Source organism: Spirillospora sp. NPDC052242, assembly GCF_040679555.1.
In the GTDB taxonomy this organism is placed as follows: Bacteria; Actinomycetota; Actinomycetes; order Streptosporangiales; family Streptosporangiaceae; genus Spirillospora.
The window spans coordinates 1-26,187 of sequence record NZ_JBFAUZ010000083.1 but is presented as its reverse complement, the minus strand read 5'-3'; the positions used below and the strand labels follow the sequence as shown (position 1 = coordinate 26,187).

The following is a 26,187-nucleotide window of genomic DNA, read 5'->3' as shown; positions in this document are numbered from 1 at the left end:
CCCTTGCCGACCGACGTCCACCGCGCCGTCCACGTGCCGAGCCCCGCCGCGACGACGGCGAGCGCCGCGACGCTCGCGACCGCGCCGGGCCCGAACCGTCCGGGGCGTCCGGGAGGAGTCGTCAGGCGCTCACTTGCGCTTGTTGATCTCCTCGGTGAGCTGCGGCGCGACCTGGAACAGGTCGCCGACCACGCCGTAGTCGACGAGCTCGAAGATCGGCGCCTCGGGGTCCTTGTTGATGGCGACGATGGTCTTCGAGGTCTGCATGCCGGCCCGGTGCTGGATGGCGCCGGAGATGCCGACCGCGACGTACAGCTGCGGCGACACGGTCTTGCCGGTCTGGCCGACCTGGAACGAGTGCGGGTACCAGCCGGCGTCGGTCGCGGCGCGGGAGGCGCCGACGGCCGCGCCGAGCGAGTCGGCCAGGCCCTCGATGATCGAGAAGTTCTCGGCGCCGCCGACGCCGCGCCCGCCGGACACGACGATCGCGGCCTCGGTCAGGTCCGGGCGCTCGCCCTTCTCCTGCACGACCTTCTCGACGATCTTGGCGCCCTTGTCGGCGTCCGACAGGGTGACCGACACCTGCTCCTCGGCCGGGGTGGCCGCGTTCGCCTCGGGGGCGATGGAGTTCGGGCGGACCGCGATGATCGGCGTGCCGGTCTTGACCTTGGCGTGCGCGATGACGCCGCCGCCGAAGATCGAGTGCTCGGCGACGAAGCCGTCGGTGACGTCCACGACGTCGGTGAGCACGCCGGAGCCGGTCTTCACCGCGAGCCGGCCGGCGATCTCCTTGCCCTCGCCGGTGGCGGCGACGAGCACGGCGGCCGGGGACTTCTCGGACACGAGCTGGGCGAGCAGCGTCGCCTTCGGGGCCACGACGTAGGAGGTGAGCTCCTCGTCGGCGGCCACGTAGACCTTGCCGGCGCCGTACTCGGCGAGCCTGTCCTTGGCGTTCTCGTAGCCGGGGCCGACCCATACGGCGGCGGCCTCGCCGAGGCGGTTCGCCAGCGTCAGCAGCTCGAGGGTGACCTTCTTGACCTCACCGTCGACGTGGTCGACGAGGACGAGAATCTCAGCCATGGTTCTTGAATCCCCTTCCCCGGTCAGACGAACTTCTTCGACGCGAGGAACTCGGCGATCTTCGCGCCGCCGTCGCCCTCGTCGGTGACGATCTGACCCTGCGCGCGCGGCGGGGCGTCGGCGAAGTCGACCACCTCGGTGGCCGCGTTCGCGACGCCGACCTGCGCGGCGTCGATGCCGGCGTCGGCGATGCCGAGCGTCTCGACCGGCTTCTTCTTGGCCGCCATGATCCCCTTGAAGGAGGGGTAGCGCGGCTCGTTGATCTTCTCGACGACGCTGACCACGGCCGGCAGGGTCGCCTCGACCTTGTCGTAGCCGTAGTCGGTCTGCCGCTGGATCTTGATGGACGAGCCCTCGATCTCGACCTTGTTGGCGAGCGAGAGCTGCGGCACGCCGAGCCGCTCGGCGAGCATCGCGGCGAGCACGCCGGTGCGCGCGTCGGTGGACTCCGAGCCGAGGACGACCAGGTCGAACTCGGTGCGGCCGAGGGCCTGCTGGATGGCGTAGGACGTCTGCAGCGCGTCGGAGCCGGCGAGGGCCTCGTCGACGAGGTGGACGGCCTTGTCGGCGCCCATGGCCAGCGACTTGCGGATCGACTCCGTCGCCTTGTCCGGGCCCATGGTCAGAACGGTCACCTCGCCGCCCTGGGCCTCCTTGATGCGCAGCGCCTCTTCGATGGCGTACTCATCGAGCTCGTTGATGACACCGTCCGCGGCAGCGCGGTCGAGCGTGCTGTCATCGGACTTCAGCTTGCGCGGGCTCTCCGTATCGGGAACCTGCTTCACCAGGACGACGATGTTCATGGCCGGTGGCCGACCTCCCTGCACTCGGTTGGCCGCTGGGGCAGCGGACAGAGGGGCGCCGCCCATGACGGGTCGACGCGGACGTGCGTTTTCGTTGGTCACAGCCTGCCAAACACCCGAACGCCCTTCGGATCCGGGTCCCCGTTTCGGCCGTGCCCAGTCGAATGTTACCCGCGAGTAGCCTAGCGGCAAATCCCAGGTGGTGAGACCTTACCCACGTCGATGGGGCGCCCGGCGTGCCGGTCTCACCCAGAAATCGGACGTGACGCACCTCACACGTCACACGCGGTCGAACGCCCCGTGCAGTCGGTCCAGGGTGCTCTCCAGCCAGCCGGCCAGCCCGTACATCGGCGCGAAGCTCGGCGTCAGCGACAGCGCGCCGACCACCGCCGCCAGCGTCAGCACCGCGAGCACGGCGCCGAGCCCCGCGATCGTCCGGGGCGAGCCGGCGATCCGCAGGAACATCCGCTCCAGCCTGCGGCGCGGCCCCCGCACGCCCGGCGCCGTCCACAGGACGGCCGCGCCCGCGCCCGCGCCGAACGCGCACGCGGCGAGCGCGTCGATCTCGACGCCGAACACCGTGGCGGCGAGCAGCGCAGGCGGCACCGCGACCGTGCACGCCGCCGCGTACGGGACGGTCGCCAGCGTCCGGCCGAACGCGAGCGTCCAGTCCCGGAACGAGACCGCCGTGACCGCGCGCAGCCAGGTCACCGCGGCCAGCGACAGCGCCAGCCCGGCGACCGGCATCATCATCGCCGCACCCACGGCGATCACCACGACCATGGCGGCGAGCAGCCGGGACCAGCCCCGCGCGACGGCGAGCCGGTGCGCGTCCGCGTCCGTGCGCGCTGTTTCCGTGCGTCCTGTGTCCGTGCGTCCTGTGTCCGTGCGTGCCGTGTCCGTGCGTGCTGTGTCCGGCGGCGTCCCGGACGGCGGCGGTGCGGGCGTCGCCTCGGGCGCCGGGCGCCGGACGTTCACCCCCGGGCCCTCGCCGGGCGGCGGCTCCAGCCGCGCGACCGCCGCGGCCAGCTCGGCGGACGCCGGGCGGGCCGCCCGGTCGGCGGACGCGGCGGCCTCCACCAGCGGGCGCAGGCCCGCCGGGACGGCGGCCGGGTCCACGGCCGCGAACAGCACCGCGGCGGCCCACGCGCGGACGTCGTCGGCCGGATCGGCGCCCGGGACGAGCCCGAAGTCGATGACGACGGGGGCGTCGTCCACCAGCAGCACCGTCCCGGGGCGCAGGTCGCCGTGCGCGAGGCCCGCGTCGTGGATCGCGGCGATCGCCTTGGCGAGGCCGAGCGCCAACCGGTGCAGCGCCGCCCCCGCCAGCGGGCCCCGCTCCGCGACGGCGTCCGCGAGCGGGCGCCCCGGCACCAGCCGCGTCACCACGTAGCCGGCACCGGACGACCCCGCCCCAGCGGCTTCGCCGACAGCGTCACCGGCGGCTTCGCCGTCGAGGACGTCCACCACGTACGGGCTGCGCACCTCCCGCATCCGCGCGATGTCGGGCGCGGCGCCCGCGGGCAGGGCACGGATCGCCACGTCGCGGCCGTCCGGGCCGGTGGCGCGGTGGACGGCCCCGGCACCGCCGCCCAGCGAGGACAGCAGCCGGTACGGGCCGATGTGTTCGCCGATCATATGGTCGGCACCCTACCGATCTCCGCCGCCCGCGTCCCGGACCGCGCGGTCAGGCGTAGCCGGTGCGGCGCAGTTCCGTCTCGAGCGCGGCGAGGAACGCGTCGACCTCCGCCTTCACGTAGGTCTCGCGGAGGCGGCGCAGCGTGAACGTCCGGGCGCGGACGTCGTCGGCGCCGATCACCTCGGCGAGGGCGCGGCGGTCGCCGGTCAGCCAGCCGAGGGCCCGCGCGACGAACTCGTCCACCTCGGCGGGGTCGTAGCCCTCCTTGAACCGGACGCGGGTGAACCGGGCGCTCTGCAGCAGCCCGACGACCCGCCGGATGTCCACGAGCCGCCCCGGCATCACCGGCTGCTTCTGCAGGACGGCCTGCGCGTGCCGGCCGTACAGGCTCGCCGCCCGGTAGATCTCGGCGAGGCGCGGACCGTTCGCGGGGATGCCGGTACCGGTCTGGGCGTCGCGCGCGGCGCGCCCGGCGGCGGCCAGCGCCTTCTGCGCGTACTTCGCGGCGTGCCCGTGCTCGATCCACGACCCGCCCTTGGCGTGGGCGCGCTCGGCGGCGACCAGCTCCCGCTTCGCCTCCGCCAGCGACACCTCGATCACCGACACCGTCAGCGCGAACCCGGACCGGGCGAACGCGGCGCGGCCCGCGACGACCTGGTCCGCGGGGGGCCGCGGCGCCGGCCGCGGCGGCGGTTCGGGCTCCGGCTCCGGCTTCGGCGCGGGCCGCAGGTTGAGCCGGGGCGCGATCGACCCCGGGTTCGCGAACCGGGCGGCGAGCTCCTGCGCGTCCGGACGGTCCGCGGGGTCGCGGGCCAGCGCGTCCTGCAGGACCTCCTTCAGGTCGGGCTCGATGCCCGCGAGGTCCGGCCAGCCGGTCAGCACCCGGCGGACGAACGCGGCCGGGCTCGTCGCCTCGTACGCGCGGCGCCCGGTCGCGGCGAACGCGATCGTCGCGGCCCAGCCGAACACGTCCGTGGGCGGGCCCGACGGGCGTCCCTCCAGCACCTCGGGCGACACGTACCCGGGCGTCCCCATCGGGCCCTGCGTCAGCCGCGTCGCGCCCGACAGGTACGCGATGCCGAAGTCGATCAGCACCGGGGAGCCCGCGACCAGCATCACGTTGCCGGGGTTGACGTCGCGGTGCACGCTCTCGGCCGCGTGGACCGCCGCGAGCGCCTCCGCCAGGCCCCCGGCGAGCCGCAGCAGCCCGTCCCGGGGCAGCGGACCGCGGCCCTTGACGGTCTCCAGCAGCGAGGTGCCCTCGACGTACCGGGTGACGATGTACGGCTGGTCGGCGTCCAGGTCGTGGTCGACCAGCTCCACCACGTACCGGCTGTTGATCCGCCGCATCGCCTCGACCTCGCGGCGCAGCCGGTCGCGGGCCTGGAACTCGGCGGGCAGCGCCGCGTGCAGCATCTTGACCGCGACCATCCGGCCGTCGTCGGCGCGGGCGAGGAACACCTCGCCCATGCCGCCGCGCCCGAGCCGCTGCAGCGGCCGGTACGGGCCGATCGGGTCGAGCGGCCGCGACCGGACCGGCCCCCGCACGGACGGCTGGCTGCCGCCGGACGCGCGCAGCCCGATCGAGTCGGGGCGCAGCGCGCGCAGCCGCCGCACCAGGTGCTCCGCGGACGGCCGGGCGGCTGGGTCGGCGGCGAGCGCCTCCTCCAGCAGCGGCCGCAGCTCCGCCGGGACGTCGCTCAGGTCGTGGTCGCCGCGGATGATCCGCAGGCAGACGGCCGCGTCGTTCGGCGCGTCGTACAGGTCGCGGCCGGTCGCGGCGTACGCGACGGTCGCCGCCCATGCGAACACGTCGGCGGCCGGGCCCGCGTCGTGGCCCTCCAGCAGCTCCGGCGACAGGTACCGCCACGTGCCCGCGCGCACGCCGGTGCTGGTCAGGCGCGTGTCGCCCACGCCCTGCGAGATGCCGAAGTCGATGACGACCGGCTCGCCGCCCTCCAGCAGGACGTTGCCGGGCTTGATGTCGCGGTGCACGACGCCCGCGCGGTGGACGGCCTCGAGCGCCTCGGCCGTCCCGACCGCGATCCGCCACAGCGCCGCGCCGTTCGCGACGCGCCCCTCGCGGACGGCGTCCTGCAGGGAGCGGCCCTCGACGTACCGGGTGACGATGTACGGGACGCGGGCGTCCACGTCGAACTCGACGATCTCGGCGACGCGCGGGGTGGTGACGCGGCCCATCGTCTCGACCTCGCGGCGCAGCCGGGCCCGCGAGTCGCCCTGGTCCACCAGGTGGGGGTGCAGGATCTTGACGGCGTACGTGCCGCCGCGCGGGTCGGTGGCGCGGAAGACCTGCCCCATCCCGCCCGCGCCGATCAGCTCCAGCGGGCGGTACGGCCCGATCGCCGCGGGCAGTTCCCCGCCGGGGCGCGCGTGCGCGGGCTGCGGGACGGGCGCGGGCCGCGGGGACGGCGGCGGACCGGCGGGCGGTCCGCTCGGGGGCGGGGAACCGGACGTCGGCGGGGGGCTCCAGGCTCCGTCAGACGAACGGGACCCCGGAGACGAGGTCGTGGACATCGCTGCGCAGGCTCTCCAGGTTCTGGCTCATTCCGTCCAGCGGTGTGGTGTCCGGGGGCTGCTGGCGGGACAGGCCGACGAGCACGGCCGCGAAGATCCCGATGATCAGCGCGCCGATGAGGGCGGCCTCGGCGCGCGGCATGAGCGCGCCCCAGACCCGGGCGAGCTGCCGGCGCGGCGCGCCGCTGCCCGGGGCCAGCGACATGAGCACGATCACCAGCATCGCCGACCAGGCGATGGCCCGGGAGGCGGTCATGTCGGGATCCGCGAAGATCAGGACCGCGAGCAGGACGACGCCCGCGAGCAGGCTGAGCGCCGACAGCAGCGCGGTCATCGTGAGGGCGCCCGGCAGGTGCAGCGGCGTCCGGATCGCCGCCGCGAACGCGTCGCCGGAGCGCGGGCCGCGCCGGGTCTGCCGTCCCTCCATGCCCTTGGCGGCCTTGTCGCCCATCCGCAGCACCAGCACCCCGCCGAGGGTGACGGCGACGGCGAGCAGCGGCGCGATGTTCGCGAAGCCGAGCAGCGCGACCAGGACGAGGAAGCTGATGATCCGGTACCAGCCGTAGGGCTTGCGCGCCTCCCGGTCGTCGCGGGTCCGGTCGTCGCGCGTCCGCTCGTCCCGGGCCGCGCGCGGATCGTGCTGCGGCGGCTGCTCGGGCGGCCGCCGCTGCAGCCCCCCGCGCGGCGGGTAGGGCTCCGGGTACCGCTCCTGCGGCGGGTACGGCTGCGCGTACCCGCCCTGCTGCCCGTACTGGTCCGGCGCCCCGTACCGGTCGTACGGACCCGGCGCGTACTCGGGCGGCGGCGGCGCGGGCGGCGGCGCGGCCGGGGGCAGCTGCCCGACGAAGTCGCTGGGCTGGGCGTGGACGGGCGCCGGCGCGGGCATCGGCGGCGGCGTCGCCGTCCGCTCGGGGCCCTCCCCCGCGCCCGGGGGCATGCTGAACTGCCCGGCCTGGTCGGGGTCGTCGCCGACGGCGGCACCGGCGGCCGCCGCACCCGCCGCCGCTCCCGCGGCCCCCGCCGCGGCGCCGGGGTAGTGCCGGTCCACGCGGGTCTGGTCGGTGACGGTGGAGTCGAAGTGGAGCCGCCGGGTGAGCTGGACGAGGTCGACGGCCTTCGGCCGTTCGGACGGGTCGCGGGCGATCGCCGCGCGCAGCACCGGCAGGATCGGCGCGGGCACGCCGTCCAGGTCCGGCTGACCGGCCATGATCTTGTAGAAAATCGCCTCGAAGGTGCCGGAGCCGAACGGCGGGCGGCCGGTCGCGGCGAACGCGAGCGAGCCCGCCCACGCGTGCACGTCCGAGTGCGGGCCCGCCTCGTGCCCCTCGATGATCTCGGGGGCGAGGTAGCCGGGCGTGCCGATCACCATGCCGGTCGCGGTGAGCCGCGTCGCGTCGGCCGCCTGCGCGATGCCGAAGTCGATGACGACGGGCTCGCCGCCGTCCATCAGCATGACGTTCGCGGGCTTGAGGTCGCGGTGCACGATCCCCGCGCCGTGGATGGCCGACAGCGCGGACGCCAGCCCGACCGCGAGGCGCTGCAGGTCGGTCCCGTCGATGGGGCCGTTCTCCTCGACGACCTCCTCGAGGGTGCGGCCCGGAACGTACTGGGTGACGATGTACGGCTGCTCGGCGGTGACGTCGGCGTCGAGGATCTCGGCGACGTGGGGGCTGTGCACGCGCCGCATCGAGTCGACCTCGCGGGCCAGCCGGCGGCGCGCCGTGGCGTCGCCCGCGACCGCGGGCCGCAGCACCTTGATGGCCACGTTGCGCCCCTCGGGGTCGGCGCCGAGATAGACGACGCCCATGCCCCCTTCCCCGAGAGTCTGGAGCACGCTGTAGTGGCCGATTCGGTCCCCGGACGTGACAGCTCCCCTCATCGTTTGCGAAAACCCTACCCTTCGCACGCTCCCCGAAAGGATGCCGACAGGAGGTCGCCGCCCCTCCTCCTGAGTTCTCTCACGTCCTCTTTGACGCCGCCGACCCCCTGTCGGGTTCCGGCTCGGACGACATCCCGGGTGAAGGGAGGGTGAAGAAATCGGGGATCGCGAGGTCGGGGCGGGGTCGCGGCGGGACGGCCGGGGGCCGGGCCGTCGTGGCGCGTCAGGACTCGCGGGCGGCCCTGCGGGCGCGGCGCTCCTCGCGTCGGGTCTCGAACTTGGTCGCGGCGGCGTCGAGCTGCCGCAGGAAGTCGTTCAGCTCGTCGCGGGCCTTGTCGCCGTCGCCGGTCAGGTCGGTGCGGTCCCACACCTTCCACTTGCGCAGCACCGGGACGAGGACGTCGTCGTGGTGCAGGCGCAGGTCGTAGATGCCGGCGTTCGCGATGATCACGGACTTCTTGAGGAACCCCTCGATGCCGGTGCCGGGCATCTCGAACGCCTTGACGACGTCGGTGATCGCCCGCATCGTCTCGTTCGGGGCGATCTCCAGCGCGGCGCCCAGCAGGTTCCGGTAGAAGATCATGTGCAGGTTCTCGTCGGCGGCGATGCGGACCATCATCTGCTCGCAGACCGGGTCGCCGGACGCCCTGCCGGTGTTGCGGTGCGAGACGCGGGTGGCCAGCTCCTGGAACGAGACGTACGCCGTGCCGTGCAGAAACGAGTCGCCGTGCGTGGCCGCGTAGCCCTGCTCCATGTGCTGCATGCGGGCGCGCTCGAGCGCGATCGGGTCGACGGCGCGGGTGACGGTGAGGTAGTCGCGCAGGACGATGCCGTGCCGGTTCTCCTCGGCCGTCCACCGGTTGACCCAGGCGCCCCAGGCGCCCTCCTGGCCGAAGACGGTCGCGATCGCGTTGTGGTAGCCGGGCAGGTTGTCCTCGGTGAGGAGGTTGACGATCAGCGACTCGCGGGCCTCCTGGCTGAGCTTGGACTGCTCCAGCGACCACTCCTCGCCGCCGAGGGGCCCGTCGTAGTCGCGGCCCTCGCTCCACGGCACGTACTGGTGCGGGAACCACTCCTTGGCCATCGACAGGTGGCGGTCCAGTTCCTTCTCGACGACCTGCTCGAGCTCGAGCAGGAGGCCGTGCTGGAACTTCTTCTCGGGGCTCTCGGACATGTGCTTCCTCGCTCCTAACTTACTGAACCGTAGGTTCGATGGTCGCGAGTCCGCGGTACCGCCGTCAAGTAACTCCGAGAACAATCAACCGCGCGCGACTTTTGTAGACCCGGACGAAACGCACGCCCCTCCTTTGCTGCTCACGGCGCACCGCGCGCTCGGGACGGGCCGTCCGGGGCCCCTCACCGCGTGTCGGCGGCCTGCTTCCACATCCGGCCGGCCGCCGCCCGCAGCAGCGGCCGGGGCAGCATCCGCAGCGCGGGCATCACCGCCTTGTACTGGGCGCCGGGGACGCACAGCGCCCGCCCCGCCGCGACCGCCTCCAGCCCGGCGCGGGCCACGTCGTCGCGCCGCAGCCACAGCAGGTTCGCGGCCGACGCCTCGTCCGTCCGCGTGAACCCGGGGCACAGCGCCGTCACGTGCACGCCCTTCCCCGCGACCTCCGCGTGCAGGCTCTCCGAGAAGGACGCCACGTACGCCTTCGTCGCCCCGTACGTCGCGCTGCCCGGCGACGGCGCGAACCCGGCGACCGACGCGACGTTCAGCACCCCGCCGCGGCCGCGCTCCACCATCCCCGGCAGCGCCGCGCGCGTCAGCCGGACCAGCGCGGTCACGTTCAGCTCGATCTGCGCGAGCTGGTTCTCCAGCGGCTCCTCGGCGAACGCCCCGAATGCGCCGTACCCGGCGTTGTTCACCAGCAGCTCGACCGGCTCGTCGCGGAGCCGCCGCTCGACCTCGCCGCGCCGCTCCGGGTCGGTGAGGTCGGCCGCGAGGACCTCCACCCCGACCCGGTACCGCTCGACGAGCTCGCGGGCCAGGCCGTCCAGCAGGCCGGTCCGGCGCGCCACGAGCACGAGGTCGGCGCCCCGCTCGGCGAGGAGCCGCGCGAAGCTCTCCCCGATCCCGCTGGACGCGCCCGTCACGAGCGCCGTTCGGTACGCCTGCCGCATGGGCGCCGAGCCTATCGGGCGATCTTCGCCCGTCCGGGGAACACGCGCGAAAAGGGCGCGGCCCCGCGCGCTACCGCGGCTCCCCCATGAACGCGACCGGGGGGATCATCGCGGCCGGGTCCTCGCCCGCGGCCAGCAGGCCGACGGTGAACGCGGCCGCGGCCTCCAGCAGGGCGGCGCGCGCCAGGCTCCCGCCGCGCATCGGGACGCACCCGAGGTCCCGCACCAGCTCCCGGACGGTCTCCAGAGCGTCCTCGTCGTCGCCGCACAGCGGCACCCCGAGCGGGCGCCCGCCGAACGCCGGCGGCGTCATCCGCCACACGGGATCGGGGCACAGGGTGAACGCCTTGACGACCCGCGCGCCGGACGCGTCGGCGATCCGGCGCGCCGCCGACGGGCCGCCGTCCGTCAGCAGCGCCTCGAACGGCGGCGCCATCGGGTTCGTGCAGTCGATCAGGACCCGTCCCGCCAGGACGCCCTCCGCCGCGCCCGCGTCCCGCAGCGCGTCCATCGACCCGTCGTGGGCGACGGCGAGCAGGACCGTCTCGCCGAACTCCGCCGCGTCCCGCAGCGCGCCGCCCGCGCAGCCGAGCCGCCCCGCGAGCGCCGCCGCCTTCGCGGGCGTCCGCGCGCCGATCCGCACGTCGTGCCCCGCCCGCACCCACTGCCCCGCGAGGGCGTCCGCCATGTTCCCCGCGCCGAGCACACCGATCCGCATATCGTCCTCCTCCGGTCGATTACCGTCGGACGGGACGCTAGGCGGGTCATCGCGCACCATCCGGTGCGTATCGGAGGAGGCAGGATGTCCAACGAGATCATGGACGAGTTCACCGCCGACTGCCGGACCCGGCTCGGCCTCGATCTGCTCTCCGGCACCTGGACGGGCGTCGTGCTGTGGACCCTGCGGGACGGCCCGATGCGCCCCGGCGACCTGCGCGAGCGGATCGGCGGCATCAGCCACAAGGTCCTCACCCAGACGCTGCGGCGCCTCGAGGCGAACGGCCTGGTGACGCGCCGCCGCTACGCCGAGGCGCCGCCGCGCGTCGAGTACGGGCTGACCGGCCCGGGGCGCGGGCTGATCGAGCCCCTCGACGCGCTCGGCCGGTGGACCGAGCGCTACGCCGACGAGGTGCTCGACGCCCAGGCCGTCCGGGAGGAGGCGCGGGAGAGCGCGAAGGTCAGCGGCCGGTGAACTTGGCCTTGCCGGGGCCCTCCTCCATGAAGCTCTTCATGCCGTTCGCCTGGTCCTCGGTGGCGAACAGGGCGGAGAACCGGACGCGCTCGATCTCCAGGCCCGTGTCCAGGTCGGCCTCCAGGCCCTCGTCGATCGCCTGCTTGGCGGCGCGCAGCGCGAGGGCCGGGCCGCCGACGAACGTCGCCGCCCACTCGCGCGCCGCCGGGTAGACGTCCGCGTCGGGGACGACCCGGTCGGCGAGGCCGATCGCGAGCGCCTCGTCCGCCCTGACGTGCCGCCCGGAGAAGATCAGGTCCTTGGCCTTGGCGGGGCCGACGAGCCGGGCGAGCCGCTGGGTGCCGCCCGCGCCGGGGATGATGCCGAGCTGAATCTCCGGCTGCCCCACCTTCGCGCCCTCGCCCAGCACCCGGAAGTCGGCGGTCAGCGCGACCTCCAGGCCGCCGCCGAGCGCGTACCCGGTGATCGCCGCGATGACCGGCTTGGGGATGCCCGCGAGGGCCTTGGTGAAGTTCTGCAGGAGGTGGGAGTGGCCCGCGGTCATCTCGGCGGCCGACATCCCGGCCATCTCCTTGATGTCCGCGCCCGCCGCGAACACCTTCTCCCCGCCGTAGAGGATCACCGCGGCGACGGTGCCGTCCTCCGACACCTGCCGGGCCGCGTCGACCAGCTCCCGCTGCATCGCGGCGTCCAGCGCGTTCATCTTCGGACGGTCCAGCCTGATCGTCGCGATCCCGTCCTCGATCTCGACCCGAACGAACTCGCCCACGAACGCCTCCATGATCCGGCGGATTTACGACCTCCCGAACCTAACAAGCCGCGCGGGACCGTCGGGCACCGCTGGTAACTTCGGTGTCCATGCTCGTCGGACACGCCACCTGGCACGGCGGTGCGCTGTGCCTGTGGGCCGAGCGCACCGGCCCGCACGAGCCGTCCGGGGACGTCCACCCGTTCGCCACCCGCGACTTCACCGGCACCTCCTACGAGCCGCTCGTCCGCGGCGCCGCCCGGGTCGAGCTCGCGCTCGCGCTGCCCACCGCCGGCGACCATCCGCTGCCGTCGGCCGAACTCGGGCCCGAACCGGTGGCGGGCGAACCCGGGCTGCGGCCGTGGCGCGTCCCGGCGCTGGTGCTGGAGCCGTTCCCGGCGATGGCCCTGCTGCAGGCCGCCGAGCACAGCGGCGACGTGATCCCCGGCACCGACCTGCGGTTCCTGTGCCTGCTCGCCGAGGAGGCCGTGTCCCTCGCCGGGCGCGGCCACGTGCTGCCCGCGCTGCTGCGCGAGGACGGCGACCTGGTGGCCCGGTGGCGGCCCGTCCTGGACGACCCCGCGCGGTTCCGCGCGCTGGTCCGGGCGATGCCCGCCGCGTGCCGCGCCGCCGACGGCGGCCGCCCCGCCGCGCACGTCCTGCGCGAGGCGCTGTCGGGGCTCGTCGACACGGCGGTCCGGGGCGTCGTCCCGCACCCCCTGCTGCCCGCCCGGCGCGGGGCGGTCCCCGACCGCCTGCCGCTCGCCGAACGCTGGGTGGCGGCGCTCACCGGCCCGTCCGCCGAGGTCGCCCGCGAGCCCCGCGACGACCCCGACGAGCTGATCGCCGAACTGGACGCGTGGGCCGCCGCCGCGCGCCGTCCGTCCGGGCCCCTGCGGGTGTGCTTCCGGCTCGCCGAACCGGGCGCGGACGAGTACGAGACCGGCGAGTCGCGGGAGCCCCGCGGCGACGACGCGTGGCGGGTCGAGTTCGCGCTGCAGGGCACCGACGACCCGAGCCTGTACGTCCCGGCGTCCCTGGTGTGGGCGGGCGACGCCCCCACCATCGCGGACGCCGAGGAGACGCTGCTCACCGGCCTCGGCCGCGCCCTGCGCCTGTTCCCCGACCTGGCGCCCGCCCTCGACTCCCCCGTGCCGGACGAGCTCGTCCTCGACACCGCGGGCGCGTTCCGGTTCCTGCGGGAGGCCGCGCCGATGCTGGCCGCCGCGGGGTTCGGCGTCCTGCTGCCGCAGTGGGCGGGCAAGGCGAAGCTCGGGATGAGGCTCACCACCCGCACCGAGGACCCGGAGGCGGCGTCCGGCGCGGCGGCCCCGTCGGGCTTCGACCTCAAGGCCATGATCGACTTCCGCTGGGATCTGGCGATCGGCGACGAGACCGTCGACGAGGACGAGCTGGAGGAGCTCGCGCGGCTGAAGACGCCGCTCGTCCGGCTGCGCGGCCAGTGGGTGGAGCTCGACCGGGAGCAGCTCGAGGCGGCGCTCGACTTCCTGCGGCAGCCCCGGCGGGGCCGGATGTCGGCCGCCGAGGCGATCCGCGCGATCGTCCACGCGGGCGACGACGCCCTCCCGCTCGTCGGCGTCGACGCCGACGGCGCCTTCGGCGACCTGCTGTCCGGCGAGGCCGACCGCCGCCTCGTCCCGATGCGCACCCCGGACGAGCTGGACGCCGAGCTGCGCCCCTACCAGGAACGCGGATTGTCTTGGCTGTCGTTCATGAACGATCTGGGGCTGGGCGCCCTGCTCGCGGACGACATGGGGCTCGGCAAGACGATCTCCATCCTGTCGCTGCTGGTGCACGAGCGCCGGGACGGCGCCCCCCGCCCCGGCCCGACCCTCGCGATCCTGCCGATGTCGCTGGTGGGGAACTGGGAGCGGGAGGCGGCGCGGTTCGCGCCGAAGCTGCGCGTGTACGTGCACCACGGGACGTCCCGGCACCGCGGGGACGACGTGGCGCGGGCCGCGGCCGAGGCCGACCTGGTGCTGACGACGTACGGGACGGCCGCGCGGGACGCCGAGGCGCTCGCGGCGGTCGGCTGGGAGCGGGTCGTCTGCGACGAGGCGCAGGCGCTGAAGAACAGCGCGACGCGGCAGGCGCGGGCGGTGCGGAGCATCCCGGCGCGCAGCCGGATCGCGCTGACCGGCACGCCGGTGGAGAACCACCTGACCGAACTGTGGTCGATCATGGAGTTCGCGAACCCGGGGCTGCTCGGGCCGCGCGCGGAGTTCCGGCGGCGGTTCGCGGTGCCGATCGAGAAGGAGGGGGACGAGCGGGCGGCGGCCGCGCTGAAGCGGGCCACGCAGCCGTTCGTCCTGCGCCGCCTCAAGACCGACAAGTCGATCATCTCGGACCTGCCGGAGAAGCAGGAGATCAAGGTCTACTGCAACCTGACGGCCGAGCAGGCGTCGCTGTACCGGGCGACCGTGGACGACATGCTCGCGCAGATCGCCGAGGCCGACGAGAAGCAGCGGCGCGGGCTCGTCCTCGCGACGATGGCGAAGCTCAAGCAGGTCTGCAACCATCCGGCGCAGCTCCTCAAGGACGGGTCGCGGCTGCCGGGCCGCTCCGGGAAGCTGGAGCGGCTCGAGGAGATCTGCGCCGAGATCGTCGAGCAGGGTGAGAAGGCGCTCGTGTTCACGCAGTACGCCGAGTTCGGGTCGATGCTCCAGCCGTACCTGGCGGCGCACCTCGAACGTCCGGTCCTGTGGCTGCACGGCGGGACGTCCAAGCAGGCGCGCGACGACCTGGTGCGGCACTTCCAGCACGACCCCGAACCGGCGGTGTTCCTGCTGTCGCTGAAGGCGGCCGGGACGGGCCTGACGCTGACGGCCGCGAACCACGTCGTGCACGTCGACCGCTGGTGGAACCCGGCCGTCGAGGACCAGGCCACCGACCGGGCGTTCCGCATCGGGCAGACCCGCAACGTGCAGGTCCGCAAGTTCATCTGCGCGGGGACGATGGAGGAGCGCGTCGACGAGATGATCGAGCGCAAGAAGGCCCTCGCCGAGTCGATCGTCGGCACCGGCGAGGACTGGCTGACCGAGCTGTCGGTCGCCGAGCTGCGGGACGTCCTGCGGCTCGACCCGGGGGCGGTGAGCGGCTGATGGACGTCCCGGGCGACGGGATCCGGGCCCGCAACCGGCGCGGGTCGATCGGCGAGCGGTGGTGGTCGCGGCGGTTCATCGACCTCGTCGAGTCGTTCGCCGACCAGGGCCGCCTCGCGCGCGGCCGGACGTACGCGCGCAAGGGCAACGTGACGGACCTGAAGGTCGCGGCGTACGAGGTGACGGCGAAGGTGCACGGCTCGGCGCCCGAGCCGTACACGGTGGCGCTCGGCATCGAGGCGATCGACGCGGCGGGCTGGCGGGCGGCCGAGGCGGAACTGGCGTCCCGCGCGGTGTTCCGGGCGCGGCTCCTCGCGGGCGAGATGCCCCCGGAGATCGAGTGGGTGTTCGCCGAGCTGGGGCTGGCGCTGTTCCCCGGGTCGGCCGCCGACCTGCACCTGATGTGCGACTGCCCCGACTGGGGCGACCCGTGCAAGCACGCGGCGGCCGTCCTCTACCTGCTGGCGGAGGCGTTCGACGACGACCCGTTCCTGATCCTGGAGTGGAACGGGCGGGGACGGGACGCGCTGCTGGCGGCCCTCCGCCGCGGTTCGGCCACCGAGCCCGACCCGCTCGACATGGACGACGAGCCGCTGACGGCGGACGGTTTCTGGACGGCGCCGTCGGGGCTCGCGCGGCTCCGCGAGCGCCGCGCGGCACCGCCCGTCCCGCCCGGGTTCGTGCTGCGGGTCGCGGCGCCGCCGCCGGTCAAGGTGCGGCGCCGCCCGCTCACGGACGTCCTGGCCCCCGCGTACGAGGCGCTCGCCGGGGAGGAGTGAGCCCGGGGACGGTTCGCCGGGTCAGGCCCGCCGCAGGGCGCCCGACTGCCCCGACTCCGGAACCTCCCAGAACAGGGTTCCGTCGGCGCGCGGGGTGAGCTTCTGCAGGCCGGCCAGGCTGCACTGGGACGTGTGGGTGAGCAGGCGGCTCGAGTAGACGAGGATGTCGTCCTCGGCGGACACCAGCACGGCCATGGCCTCGCACGTGGACTGGCCGCCGCCGGAGACGGTGATCTTGACGGCCTCGGTCCCGACGGTCCCGGCGGTCAGCTCGAACCGCTTGCGGGGCGGGTCCGGCTCGTCCGCCGTGGGCCGCCCGACGGTCCCCTCCCAGGTGCCCCGGTACTGCGCGGGGACGTCGCCGCGCCGGGCCGGGGTGAGCACGCCGGACGCCTCGCCGTCCCGCCAGCGGACCCGCTCCCCCTCGCGGGTGAGGGTGATCTCCGTGCTCTCCGCGCATCCGCCGGGGACGGCGCGGGTCCGGCGGACGTCCAGGCCGACGGTGGACCCGCCGTACAGCAGCCGTCCCTCGTACTCGCACAGGATGTCCTCGCCGACCGAGCGGAGCGTGACGACGGCCTCGCCGACCTCGCCCTGCGCGACGGTGAACCGCCGTATCCGGGACGTGGCGCTCGCGGTGCCGCCCTCCCAGGTGCCGAGCAGTTCGCGGGGGATCGCCCCGGCTTCGTCCTGCGCGTTCCCGCCGTTCGCGCTCCTGCCGGTCACGGTCCCGGACGGCGCCGGGCCGCCGGAGCGCCCGTCCGCGTGCGCGCCGCCGCCGCGGCCGTCGTCCTGCGCGAGGATGAACACCAGGGCCGCCGCGACCACGGCGACCGTCGCCGCGGCGCCCATCGCGAGGTAGAGCGGCGTCCGCGAGCGCGCGGGCGCGGCGGGGCCGGTCCGCCCCGGCGGCGGTCCGGGCGGCGGGCCGTGGAGCACGCCGGGCGGCGGGCCCGGCGGCGGTGTCGGCGGCGGTGTCGGTGACGGTGTCGGCGGCGGTGTGTGCGGCGGTACGGCGGGGGTCGGCGCGATCGGGGCGGGGGGTTCGGCGTGCGGGTCCTCGAAGTCGAGGAGGCGGGCGGCGTGGCGGCCCAGGTCCGCGACGACGGCGGCCGGGAGCCAGGTGTCCTCGGGCGGCTCGGTGAGGAGTTCGCCGAGCGCGGGCCGCGCGTCCGGTTCCTTGGCCAGGCAGCGCTCGATCAGGTCGCGGACGGGCCCGTCGACGCCGTCGAGGTCGGGCGCCTCGAACACGAGCCGGTACAGCCGGACATCGGCGGCGCCGTCGAACGGGGGCCGTCCGGTCGCGGCGAACGCCAGCACCGCGCCGAGCGAGAAGACGTCGGACGCCGGGGTGAGCGGCGTGCCGCGCACCTGTTCGGGCGACATGAACCCGGGCGAGCCGACGAGCACGCCCGTCCGGGTGGCGACGTCGCCGTCGCCCGAGCGCGCGATGCCGAAGTCGATGAGCCGGGGCCCGTCGATCGTGACGAGTACGTTCGTCGGTTTCACGTCGCGGTGGATGAGGTCGTGGCCGTGGACGGCCCGCAGCGCCCGCGCGAGCCCGTCGGCCAGGGCGCGGACGGACGCCTCGGGCAGCGGCCCGTGCGCGTCGACGACCTCCCGCAGGCTGGGGCCCGGCACGTAGGCCGTCGCGACCCAGGGCGCGTCGGACTCGGTGTCGGCGTCCAGGACGGCCGCGGTCCACTCGCCGCCGACCTTGCGGGCCGCGGCGACCTCGTGCCGGAACCGGCGCCGGAACTCGGGGTCGCCGGCCAGGTCCGGGTGGACGAGCTTCACCGCGACCATGCGCCCGCGCGCGGACCGGCCGAGGAACACCCGTCCCATCCCGCCCGCGCCCAGCCGGGCGATCAGCCGGTACGCCCCTGCACCGCGCGGGTCATCGGGGCCAAGTGCCTCCACGGCGCACCCTTCGTCCGTCGAACATCCGGTCCGTCGATCTTCTGCGGGCAGGATAGAGCGCGCCCGTCGCCGATACGGACTCCGCGCGGCGCACGCGGCGGAATCTCGACCTAGATCACTTTCGCCCCCTATATTCTGTCGTGAACTGACATGTCCCGGGCGGCGGAATCGGGGTTCGAGCGCATGCTCCGAGGGATCTTCCAGCGCGGCGAGAAGCCGCCGAAACCGTACGAGCGGCTCAACGAGACGGAGCTGAACAAGACCGGCAAGCTCGAACTCGAGACCCTGCGCGAGGAGCTGGCGGGCGGCGTCCCGGACGGCCCGGCGCGCGCGCAGGCCGCCGAGTGCCTGGAGCTGGCGGAGGCGATCGGCCGGTACGGGTCGGGGCACGAGGGCCGATCCGGCAGCGGCGAGCGCCTCGCGGTGATCGTCCTGGCCCGCGCCGGGGTGCGGGCGCTGCGCGCGGGCGTGCCGGTGGACGCCTCCACCGTGTTCTGCTGGCGCAACCCGCTGCACGAGCCCGCGTCTGACCACCGCGACCTGGTGTTCCGCAACGCGACCGCCCCGCGCGCGTTGTGCGCCGTCTGCGTCGAACGTCTCGACGCCGGAACCGCGGTGCCGGAGCCGCTGGCGGTTCCGGAGTACTCGCCGCCCGGGCCGGTCGAGTACTTCGTCAAGGGCTACTTCCAGCACGACCGGCCCACCGATCTCGGCATGCTCATGGCCGAGGTGCGGCGCCGGCTGGCGTTCTTCGAGAGCTACCTGGGCGGGCGCCACCGCAGGCACTAGCCGTAGTTGCGGCCCGTGCAGCCGACCTCGCCCGCGATCGTCGCGCAGACGCCGAGCAGGCCGACGACGTCGGCGTAGTCGTCGGTCGTGAGCTCGGTGGTGCGCGGGCCGGCGAGGCGGACGCCCGGGATGACCGCGCACGACTGCGCGATCGCCGTCGCGTTCCATTCGACCGCGAGGGTGTAGGGCGCGGGCACGGTGAGCTGCCGCCACCGTTCGTCCCGCAGCGAGCGCAGCGCGGTCTCGTAGATGCGCTGCTGCGCGCGCGCCGGCGGGATCAGCTCGGCGGCGTACCGGTCGAGGCCCCGCTTGACGGCGACCGTCGGGACGTCGCCGAGGACGTCCCGCGCCTCGGCGCACGCGGCCTCGTCCCCGGCGACGAGGCCGATCGGGACGCCGAGGGAACCCGCGTACCCGGCCATCAGCCGGATCTCCCCCGCGACCTCCCCGTTGAGGTAGAGGTTCTGGATCTCCCGGCCCATCCACGTGTGGTTGAGGACGCCGCGTTCCGCGCCGGCGCGCGCGTGGTACCCGACGTAGAGCGCGACGTCGAAGGTCGGGTCGAGGCCCTCGCCCATGCGCATCGGCTTGTAGGGGCCGCGGACAAGCGTGCACCGCTCGTCGATGAGGTCGGCGCGCAGGTTGCGGCCGCCGCCGTGCGCGTCGGTGACGACGACGCTCTCCGCCCCGGCGTCGAACGCGGCGCGGACCGCGGCGTTGGCGTCGCCGGTCATCAGCTCGCAGCCGCGCTCGTAGCCGCGCCCGCCCGCGCGCATCTCCTCGGGGTCGGTGAGTCCCGAGACGCCCTCCATGTCGACCGAAACGAAGACCTTCATGACCGTCATGGTGCCCCGCCGGGCCCCTCCGCGCACGCCTCCTCGCACGACTGCGATGGGATGTAGTACTTCTGCTATCGTTCGCAGTAGAGGCACGGCACATGGTCCGAGGACCACTATGGAGGGGGACGGATGGGCGAGCCGGTGGTGCAGGCCCGCGACCTGCGCATGACGTACGGGCGCACGGAGGTGCTGCGCGGGGTCGACCTGGACGTCGCGGCGGGCGAGGTCGTGGCGCTGCTCGGGCCGAACGGGGCGGGCAAGACGACGACCATCGAGATCCTCGAGGGGTTCCGGCGGCGGTCGTCCGGCGACGTCCGGGTGCTCGGCACCGACCCTGGGACGGGCGGCAACGCGTGGCGGGCGCGGCTCGGGATCGTCCTGCAGAACTGGCGGGACCACCCGCGCTGGGGCGCCCGGGAGCTGCTCACGCACGTCGCGTCGCTGTACGAGCGGCCGCGCGACCCCGACGAGCTGCTGGCCGTCATGGGCCTGACCGGGCAGGCGGGGCAGATGGTCTCCCGGCTGTCGGGCGGGCAGCGGCGCCGGCTGGACGTCGCGCTCGGCATCGTCGGCCGCCCCGAGCTGCTCTTCCTGGACGAGCCGACGACCGGGTTCGACCCGCAGGCGCGCCGCGAGTTCCACGAGCTGGTCGAGCGGCTCGCGCGGGACGAGGGCATGGCGGTGCTGCTCACCACGCACGACCTCGCGGAGGCCGAGCGGCTCGCCGGCCGGATCGCGATCCTGGTCGGCGGGGAGGTCATGGCGTGCGGGACGCCGGCGAGCCTGGCGGCGACCGCGCAGGCGTCGTCGGAGGTCCGCTGGGTGGAGGACGGCGAGCCGCGCGGCGAGCGGACGTCCGACCCGTCGCGGCTCGCGTTCGAGCTGCACCGGCGGTTCGGCGGGCCGGTGCCGGGGCTGGAGGTCCGGCGGGCGTCCCTGGAGGACACCTACCTCGGCCTGGTCGCCACCGGCCGGGACGGCACCGAGAAGCGAGAGATCCTCGAGAGCGGGAGGGCCGCGTGAACATCCGGATCGCGAAGATCGGGCTCCGCCGGGGGCGGGCCGAGTACATGCAGTTCCTGCGGAACCGGCAGGAGTTCGTCAGCGCGCTGATCGGGACGGTCGGCGTCTACCTGGCGCTCGTCCTGTGGCAGGGCGGGCACGACGTGCAGGGCGCGGCGGGCGCGTCGCAGGCCGTGCTGATGACGGCCGGGTTCGTCGCGTTCGCGGTGTACACGGCGGGGCTGCTGAGCCTCCCGATGTCGATCGCGGCGGACCGCGAGGAGGGGACGCTGCTGCGGATGCGGACGGTCCCGAACGGCGTCCCCGCGTACCTGATCGGGCGCGCGGTGTACGTCCTCGCGCAGATCGCCACGTACATCGCGCTGATGCTGGTCGCGGGCGTCGCGTTCGCCGGGCTGGACCTGCCCACCGCCGTCGGCGACTGGCTGACGCTGGCGTGGGTGCTCGTCCTTGGCACGCTGTCGGTCGTCCCGCTCGGCGCCGCGCTGGGCGCACTGCTGCCGGGCGCGCGCAACGCGGCCGGCATCCTGTCGCTGCCGATGATGGGCCTGATGCTCGTCTCGGGCGTGATGTTCCCGGTGACGGCGATGCCCGAGCCCGTCCAGTGGGTCGCGCAGGCGTTCCCGCTGTACTGGCAGGGGCTCGGCCTGCGGTCGGTGTTCCTGCCCGACGCGATGCTGGCCGCCGAGATCGGCGGGAGCTGGCGCCTCGCGGAGGCCGCGGCGGTGCTGGGCGCCTGGTCGCTGCTCGGGCTGCTGCTGGCGCCCGTCCTGCTGCTGCGCGCCGCGCGCCGCGAGTCGGGGACGCGGCTGGCGCGGGCCCAGGAGAGGCGCGCCGCGCAGGGCGCGCTCTGAGCGGGAGTGCGGGAGACTGGGGCGGTGCCAGGGGACAAGGAGACCGTCTACAACCGGATCGCGGTGCTGCGCGCCGAACGGGGCGTGTCGCGCCGCGATCTGGCGCAGTCGCTGGGCGTCCACTACCAGACGATCGGGTATCTGGAGCGCGGCGAGTACAGCCCGAGCCTGCACCTCGCGCTGCGGATCGCGGAGTTCTTCGAGGTGCCGGTGGAGGTCGTGTTCTCGCTGGCGCCGTTCCCGAGGCTGGGGAGCACCGGGTGAGGGGGGCGACAGTGCGGCGGTTGGCCGATCGATGGGCGAGGACCCAGGAGAAGAGTCTCGAGGAGGACCGCCTGCGGTCCTGGCACCGGACCCGGACGCGACGCCGCGTCACCGTCGCGGCGGGCGCGCTGGGGCTGGCGATGCCGTGGGCCGGGACGGTCGTGTCGTGGCACCTGGCGCCCAGCGACACCGCGATGTACTGGACGATCGGGCTGTTCATCGGCTACGTCGTGATCGTGGTGCCGGTGTACGGCGCGCTGAACATCGCCACCCGCGGGACGACCTCGCTGGCCGAGGACCGGCTCGACGAACGGCAGGTCGCCGACCGGCTCCGCGCCTACACGATCGCGCACCGGACGATGCTGATGCTGCTGGTCGTCCTGGTGGTGGTGGTGCTGGGCGTCGAGGGGGACCGCGGCACGTTCATCCCGATGGCGGCGATCGTCACCGGCGTCGTGGCGCTGTTCAGCACGCACCTGGCGCTGCCCGTCCTCGTCGCCGGCTGGCGGCTGCCCGACCCGCCGCCCGACGACGAGGACGACCTGGACGACCCGGACGACCTCGACGAGCGTTAGCGCAGGTCCCCGTTCGTCATGCCGTGGGGCGCGGGCGGCAGCGCGACGAGCCCCAGTTCGGCCCGTCCGGACAGCCGCGGATGGCTCGGCACGACGCGGACGCTGTAGCCGAACGCGCCGCTGCGCCCGAGCGGGATCTCCCCCGCGTACCGGAGCCGCCCGCCGTCGGCCTTCTCCGCGCCGCCGAGCTCCAGGTACGCCGGGTCGACGAGCGTGTCGGACGCGTCGACCCGCCCGAAGGCGACCTCGACGGCGACGTCGGCGGGGTCGAGCCCGCCGAGGTCGACGACGACCCGGACCGGCATCCGCGCGCCGGCGTGCGGGCTGTCGTCCCCGCCGCCGTCGACGTGCTCGACGGTGACGCCCGGCCACGCCTGCGCGACCCGCCGCTTCCACGCGGCCAGCTCGCGGGCGCCCGCGTACCCGTCGGCGGCCATCGCGCGGGCCGACCCGGCGGCCGGGGTGTAGTACTGCTCGACGTAGTCGCGGACCATCCGGGTCGCGAGGACCTTCGGGCCGAGCGTCGCGATCGTGTGCTTCACCATCTCCAGCCAGCGGCGCGGCAGCCCGGCCGAGTCGCGGTCGTAGAACGTGACGGCGACGTGGTCCTCGATCAGCTCGTACAGCGCGGCGGCCTCCAGCTCGTCGCGCCGGTCCGGTGCGGCGAGGCCGTCGGCGGACGGGATCGACCAGCCGTTCTGCCCGTCGTACCACTCGTCCCACCAGCCGTCCCGCACCGACAGGTTCAGCGCGCCGTTCAGCGCCGCCTTCATCCCGGACGTCCCGCAGGCCTCCAGCGGGCGCAGCGGATTGTTCATCCACACGTCGCAGCCCTGCACGAGGAGGCGTCCGAGGTCCATGTCGTAGTCGGGCAGGAACACGATGCGGTGCCGGACGTCCTCGGCGTCGGCGAACCGGACGATCTCCTGGATGAGCCGCTTGCCGCCCTCGTCCGCCGGGTGCGCCTTCCCCGCGATGACGATCTGCACGGGCCGCTGCGGGTCCAGCAGGATGCGGCGGAGCCGGGCGGGGTCGCGCATCATCAGCGTGAGCCGCTTGTAGGACGGGACGCGCCGCGCGAACCCGATCGTCAGGACGTCGGGGTCGAGGGCGTCGTCGATCCAGGACGTCTCGGCCTCGCTGGCCCCGCGCTGCCGCCACGACTCGCGCAGCCGCCGCCGCGCGTCCAGGACCAGGCGGCGGCGCAGCACGCCCCGCACCCGCCACAGTTCGGTGCCGGGCCGGGACAGGATCTCCTCCCATCCGCTGCCGGTCTCCACCAGCGACGGGATCTCGCGGGCGGCGAGCTCCTGGATCTCCCGGGCCACCCAGGTGCCGGCGTGGACGCCGTTGGTGATCGACCCGATGGGCACCTCGGCGGTGTCGAACCCGCCCCACAGGCCGCCGAACATCTCCCGGCTGACCCGCCCGTGCAGCTCGCTGACGCCGTTGACGCGCTGCGCGAGCCGCATGCCCATGACGGCCATGTTGAACACGGTCCGGTCGCCGCCGGGGTAGTCCTCGGCGCCGAGCGCGAGGATCCGGTCGACGGGCACCGCCGGTTCCTCGTTGGCCCCGCCGAAGTACCGTCCGACCAGCTCGCGCGGGAACCGGTCGATGCCCGCCGGGACGGGCGTGTGCGTGGTGAACACGGTGCCCGCGCGGGCCGCCTCCAGGGCCTCGTCGAAGGCGAGGTCGCGCTCGGCGACCAGCTCCCGGATGCGCTCCAGGCCGAGGAACCCGGCGTGGCCCTCGTTCGTGTGGAACACCTCGGGGGCCGCGTGCCCGGTGATGCGGCAGTACGCGCGGATCGCGCGGACCCCGCCGATGCCGAGCAGCATCTCCTGCAGCAGCCGGTGGTCGCCGCCGCCCCCGTACAGCCGGTCGGTGACGTCCCGGGCGGACGGCTCGTTCTCCTCGACGTCGGAGTCCAGCAGGAGCTGCGGGACGCGGCCGACGCGGGCGAGCCACACCTGTGCGTGCAGCGGCCCGCCCTTGGGCAGCCCGATGCGGACCCGCACCGGCGCGCCGTCCTTCTCGCGCAGCAGGGTGAGCGGCAGCCCGTTCGGGTCGATCGGCGGGTACCGCTCGAGCTGCCAGCCGTCCGGCGACAGCGACTGCGAGAAGTACCCGTGCCGGTACAGCAGGCCCACCCCGATGATCGGGACGCCGAGGTCGCTGGCGGTCTTCAGGTGGTCGCCCGCCAGGATGCCGAGGCCGCCCGAGTACTGCGGCAGCGCCGCGGTGATCCCGTACTCCGGCGAGAAGTACGCGATGGACGACGGCACGCCGGGCCGCGTCTGGTACCAGCGGGGCGCCGTCAGATACTCGCGCAGCTCCTCGGCGGCGTCCCGGAGGCGGCGCAGGAAGCGGCGGTCCTCGGCGAGCCGGTCCAGCCGCTCCGGGGACACCTCGCCGAGCAGCCGGACGGGGTCGTGGTCGACGGCCTTCCACAGCGCGGGGTCCACGGCCCGGAACAGGTCGAGCGTCTCGTGGTGCCAGGACCAGCGCAGGTTGAGGACGAGTTCCTCGAGCTGCGTGAGCGGCTCGGGAAGGACGGTGCGGACGGTGAATCGTCGTATCGCCTTCACGGGTTCCTCCAGGAGATGCCCCGGCCTCCGGGCCGGGGAGGAAACCGGGCTCCGCGAAGGGGCGTCCGGGCGAAGCCCGACCACCCCGGGTGCGCACGGTTCCTCAACGAACGGCTCCGTTTCTGCTTCTTCCGGTCTCGAGACGAAACCCGACCATGACTCAGCGTAGTCACAGGGTTTCGCGGCGCGGACGTCACCCGTCGTCACGGTATGCGGCCGTCCGGCCATGGCGCGACCAACGCGAGGAGACCATCCCCTAACCGGATCACGCCTTTTCTAACGGATGCGCTGAGCAGCGGATCACTTACGTAAAGTTACCCAAAGCTACGGGGCGGTAAGCCCCTGCTCGCGGGCATGGACGTTTCGGAAGCCTCGCACGGGTAGGGGATGCCACATGCACGTCGAGTCCGGAACGTCCCGTATGACCGCTTTTTCGGGGCTCGGTGCTCCCGGGATCGGCCGCATTCCGATCATGGACGTGGAGCCGGTCGTGGGGTGCGGCCGGTGGCCCGCCAAGGCGGTGGTGGGCGAGACGTTCGAGGTGTCGGCGACCGTGTTCCGCGAGGGGCACGAGATGCTGGGCGCCGCGGTGGTGCTGCGGACGCCGGACGGCGAGGAGTGCCCGCCCGCGCGGATGCGGGAGGTCGCCCCGGGCACCGATCGGTTCGCGGCGCTGGTGACGCCGACCGAACCGGGGTCGTGGTCGTTCCGGGTGGAGGCGTGGGGCGACCCGATCGCGCACTGGCGGCACGACGCCCAGATCAAGATCCCGGCCGGCCAGGACGTCGAGCTGATGTTCGCCGAGGGCGCGAAGCTGTTCGAGCGCGCGGCCGACGCCGTCCCGTCCAAGGACGCGGCCCCCCTCGCCCGGATCGCCGGCCGCCTCGCCGACGAGACGATCCCGGTCCGCGACCGGATGGACGCGGCCGCCGACCCGGAAGCCCACGAGATCCTGGAGCGTCACCCGCTACGCGACCTGGTCACGGCCGGGGAGTGGTTTCCCCTGGCCGTGCACCGGGAGCGGGCGCTTTACGGGGCTTGGTACGAGTTCTTCCCGCGATCCGAAGGCGCCACCTTCGACCCGATGGGCCGCCGCCCCCCGATGTCGGGCACCTTCCGCACCGCGATGAAACGGCTCGCGGCCATCGCGGAGATGGGCTTCGACGTCGTCTACCTGCCCCCGATCCATCCCATCGGCAGGACGGAACGTAAGGGGCCGAACAACACCCTGGACGCCGGACCCTACGACCCCGGATCCCCCTGGGCCATCGGATCAGCAGACGGCGGCCACGACGCGATCCATCCGGATCTGGGGACGATCGAGGACTTCGACGCGTTCGTCGCCCACGCCCACGACCACGGCCTGGAAGTGGCCCTCGATCTGGCGTTGCAGTGCTCCCCCGACCATCCCTGGGTGCAGCAGCATCCCGA

General features: G+C 74.4%; 21 protein-coding genes. 9 read left to right on the top strand and 12 right to left on the bottom strand.

What is annotated here, in order from left to right; genetic code table 11:
* Window positions 1-129: 129 nt before the first annotated feature.
* The 8 genes from AB0L25_RS39640 to AB0L25_RS39605 all read right to left on the bottom strand — a co-directional run bounded on the left by AB0L25_RS39640 (window position 130) and on the right by AB0L25_RS39605 (window position 10,778).
* The gene (locus tag AB0L25_RS39640; RefSeq protein WP_500178646.1) at window positions 130-1,080 is read right to left on the bottom strand and encodes an electron transfer flavoprotein subunit alpha/FixB family protein; all 951 of its coding nucleotides are present in this window, start codon (window positions 1,078-1,080) and stop codon (window positions 130-132) included.
* Between the two features lie 23 nt (window positions 1,081-1,103).
* Window positions 1,104-1,883 carry an electron transfer flavoprotein subunit beta/FixA family protein gene (locus AB0L25_RS39635; RefSeq protein ID WP_500178645.1) on the bottom strand — a complete coding sequence of 260 codons (780 nt, stop codon included), beginning with the start codon at window positions 1,881-1,883 and terminating at the stop codon, window positions 1,104-1,106.
* Window positions 1,884-2,162: 279 nt separating this feature from the next.
* Entirely contained in the window at window positions 2,163-3,521 is a 1,359-nt protein-coding gene (locus AB0L25_RS39630) for a protein kinase family protein (RefSeq protein WP_500178644.1), read from the bottom strand.
* A 49-nt stretch (window positions 3,522-3,570) separates the two neighbouring features.
* On the bottom strand, window positions 3,571-6,057 hold the full coding sequence (locus tag AB0L25_RS39625) for a protein kinase domain-containing protein (RefSeq protein ID WP_500178642.1): 2,487 nt from the start codon (window positions 6,055-6,057) through the stop codon (window positions 3,571-3,573).
* A complete protein-coding gene (locus tag AB0L25_RS39620) occupies window positions 6,020-7,936 on the bottom strand; it encodes a protein kinase domain-containing protein (protein ID WP_500178640.1) in 1,917 nt (638 codons plus the stop codon). The genes AB0L25_RS39625 and AB0L25_RS39620 overlap by 38 nt, the downstream gene beginning before the upstream one ends.
* Before the next feature lie 223 nt (window positions 7,937-8,159).
* On the bottom strand, window positions 8,160-9,110 hold the full coding sequence (locus tag AB0L25_RS39615) for an acyl-ACP desaturase (RefSeq protein ID WP_500178639.1): 951 nt from the start codon (window positions 9,108-9,110) through the stop codon (window positions 8,160-8,162).
* 182 nt (window positions 9,111-9,292) lie between these two features.
* Window positions 9,293-10,060, bottom strand: coding sequence for an SDR family NAD(P)-dependent oxidoreductase (locus tag AB0L25_RS39610; RefSeq protein ID WP_500178637.1), 768 nt, complete (start codon window positions 10,058-10,060; stop codon window positions 9,293-9,295).
* 70 nt (window positions 10,061-10,130) lie between these two features.
* Entirely contained in the window at window positions 10,131-10,778 is a 648-nt protein-coding gene (locus tag AB0L25_RS39605) for an NADPH-dependent F420 reductase (protein WP_500178635.1), read from the bottom strand.
* An 84-nt stretch (window positions 10,779-10,862) separates the two neighbouring features.
* Here AB0L25_RS39605 and AB0L25_RS39600 point away from each other — a divergent pair, with 84 nt between their 5' ends.
* Entirely contained in the window at window positions 10,863-11,252 is a 390-nt protein-coding gene (locus AB0L25_RS39600) for a winged helix-turn-helix transcriptional regulator (RefSeq protein WP_500178634.1), read from the top strand.
* On the opposite strand, the gene AB0L25_RS39595 is transcribed toward AB0L25_RS39600, so the two are convergent.
* Window positions 11,239-12,021, bottom strand: a complete 783-nt coding sequence (locus AB0L25_RS39595; protein ID WP_500178632.1) for an enoyl-CoA hydratase/isomerase family protein — start codon at window positions 12,019-12,021, stop codon at window positions 11,239-11,241. The genes AB0L25_RS39600 and AB0L25_RS39595 overlap by 14 nt on opposite strands.
* Window positions 12,022-12,110: 89 nt before the next feature.
* Between AB0L25_RS39595 and AB0L25_RS39590 the strand changes: the two genes are divergently transcribed.
* Both AB0L25_RS39590 and AB0L25_RS39585 read left to right on the top strand, forming a co-directional pair.
* On the top strand, window positions 12,111-15,122 hold the full coding sequence (locus AB0L25_RS39590) for a DEAD/DEAH box helicase (protein WP_500178630.1): 3,012 nt from the start codon (window positions 12,111-12,113) through the stop codon (window positions 15,120-15,122).
* Window positions 15,122-15,901 carry an SWIM zinc finger family protein gene (locus tag AB0L25_RS39585; protein WP_500178629.1) on the top strand — a complete coding sequence of 260 codons (780 nt, stop codon included), beginning with the start codon at window positions 15,122-15,124 and terminating at the stop codon, window positions 15,899-15,901. The genes AB0L25_RS39590 and AB0L25_RS39585 overlap by 1 nt, the downstream gene beginning before the upstream one ends.
* Window positions 15,902-15,922: 21 nt before the next feature.
* Here the strand turns inward: AB0L25_RS39585 and AB0L25_RS39580 are convergent, their stop codons facing one another.
* A complete protein-coding gene (locus AB0L25_RS39580) occupies window positions 15,923-17,821 on the bottom strand; it encodes a serine/threonine-protein kinase (RefSeq protein WP_500178627.1) in 1,899 nt (632 codons plus the stop codon).
* A gap of 183 nt (window positions 17,822-18,004) precedes the next feature.
* Here AB0L25_RS39580 and AB0L25_RS39575 point away from each other — a divergent pair, with 183 nt between their 5' ends.
* Window positions 18,005-18,610: a hypothetical protein gene (locus AB0L25_RS39575; RefSeq protein WP_500178625.1), complete on the top strand. Its 606-nt coding sequence runs from the start codon at window positions 18,005-18,007 to the stop codon at window positions 18,608-18,610.
* Here AB0L25_RS39575 and AB0L25_RS39570 read toward each other — a convergent pair.
* Window positions 18,607-19,446, bottom strand: coding sequence for a M55 family metallopeptidase (locus AB0L25_RS39570; protein ID WP_500178623.1), 840 nt, complete (start codon window positions 19,444-19,446; stop codon window positions 18,607-18,609). The genes AB0L25_RS39575 and AB0L25_RS39570 overlap by 4 nt on opposite strands.
* Before the next feature lie 132 nt (window positions 19,447-19,578).
* Here AB0L25_RS39570 and AB0L25_RS39565 point away from each other — a divergent pair, with 132 nt between their 5' ends.
* From AB0L25_RS39565 to AB0L25_RS39550, 4 genes are read left to right on the top strand one after another with little or no spacing between them, the layout of a single operon-like run.
* Window positions 19,579-20,472, top strand: a complete 894-nt coding sequence (locus AB0L25_RS39565; protein WP_500178622.1) for an ABC transporter ATP-binding protein — start codon at window positions 19,579-19,581, stop codon at window positions 20,470-20,472.
* Window positions 20,469-21,326: an ABC transporter permease gene (locus AB0L25_RS39560; protein ID WP_500178621.1), complete on the top strand. Its 858-nt coding sequence runs from the start codon at window positions 20,469-20,471 to the stop codon at window positions 21,324-21,326. Before AB0L25_RS39565 ends, AB0L25_RS39560 begins: the two co-directional genes overlap by 4 nt.
* A 24-nt stretch (window positions 21,327-21,350) precedes the next feature.
* Window positions 21,351-21,590 (top strand): helix-turn-helix transcriptional regulator, encoded by a 240-nt coding sequence (locus tag AB0L25_RS39555; RefSeq protein ID WP_500178619.1) that lies wholly within the window; start codon window positions 21,351-21,353, stop codon window positions 21,588-21,590.
* A gap of 20 nt (window positions 21,591-21,610) precedes the next feature.
* Window positions 21,611-22,165, top strand: a complete 555-nt coding sequence (locus AB0L25_RS39550) for a hypothetical protein (protein WP_500178617.1) — start codon at window positions 21,611-21,613, stop codon at window positions 22,163-22,165.
* Here the strand turns inward: AB0L25_RS39550 and glgP are convergent.
* Window positions 22,162-24,756 (bottom strand): alpha-glucan family phosphorylase, encoded by a 2,595-nt coding sequence (gene glgP / locus AB0L25_RS39545; protein WP_500178616.1) that lies wholly within the window; start codon window positions 24,754-24,756, stop codon window positions 22,162-22,164. The two genes, AB0L25_RS39550 and glgP, sit on opposite strands and share 4 nt — an antisense overlap.
* A 472-nt stretch (window positions 24,757-25,228) precedes the next feature.
* Between glgP and AB0L25_RS39540 the strand changes: the two genes are divergently transcribed.
* Window positions 25,229-26,187 (top strand): maltotransferase domain-containing protein (locus AB0L25_RS39540; RefSeq protein WP_500178615.1); only part of this gene is annotated, 959 nt, incomplete at its 3' end.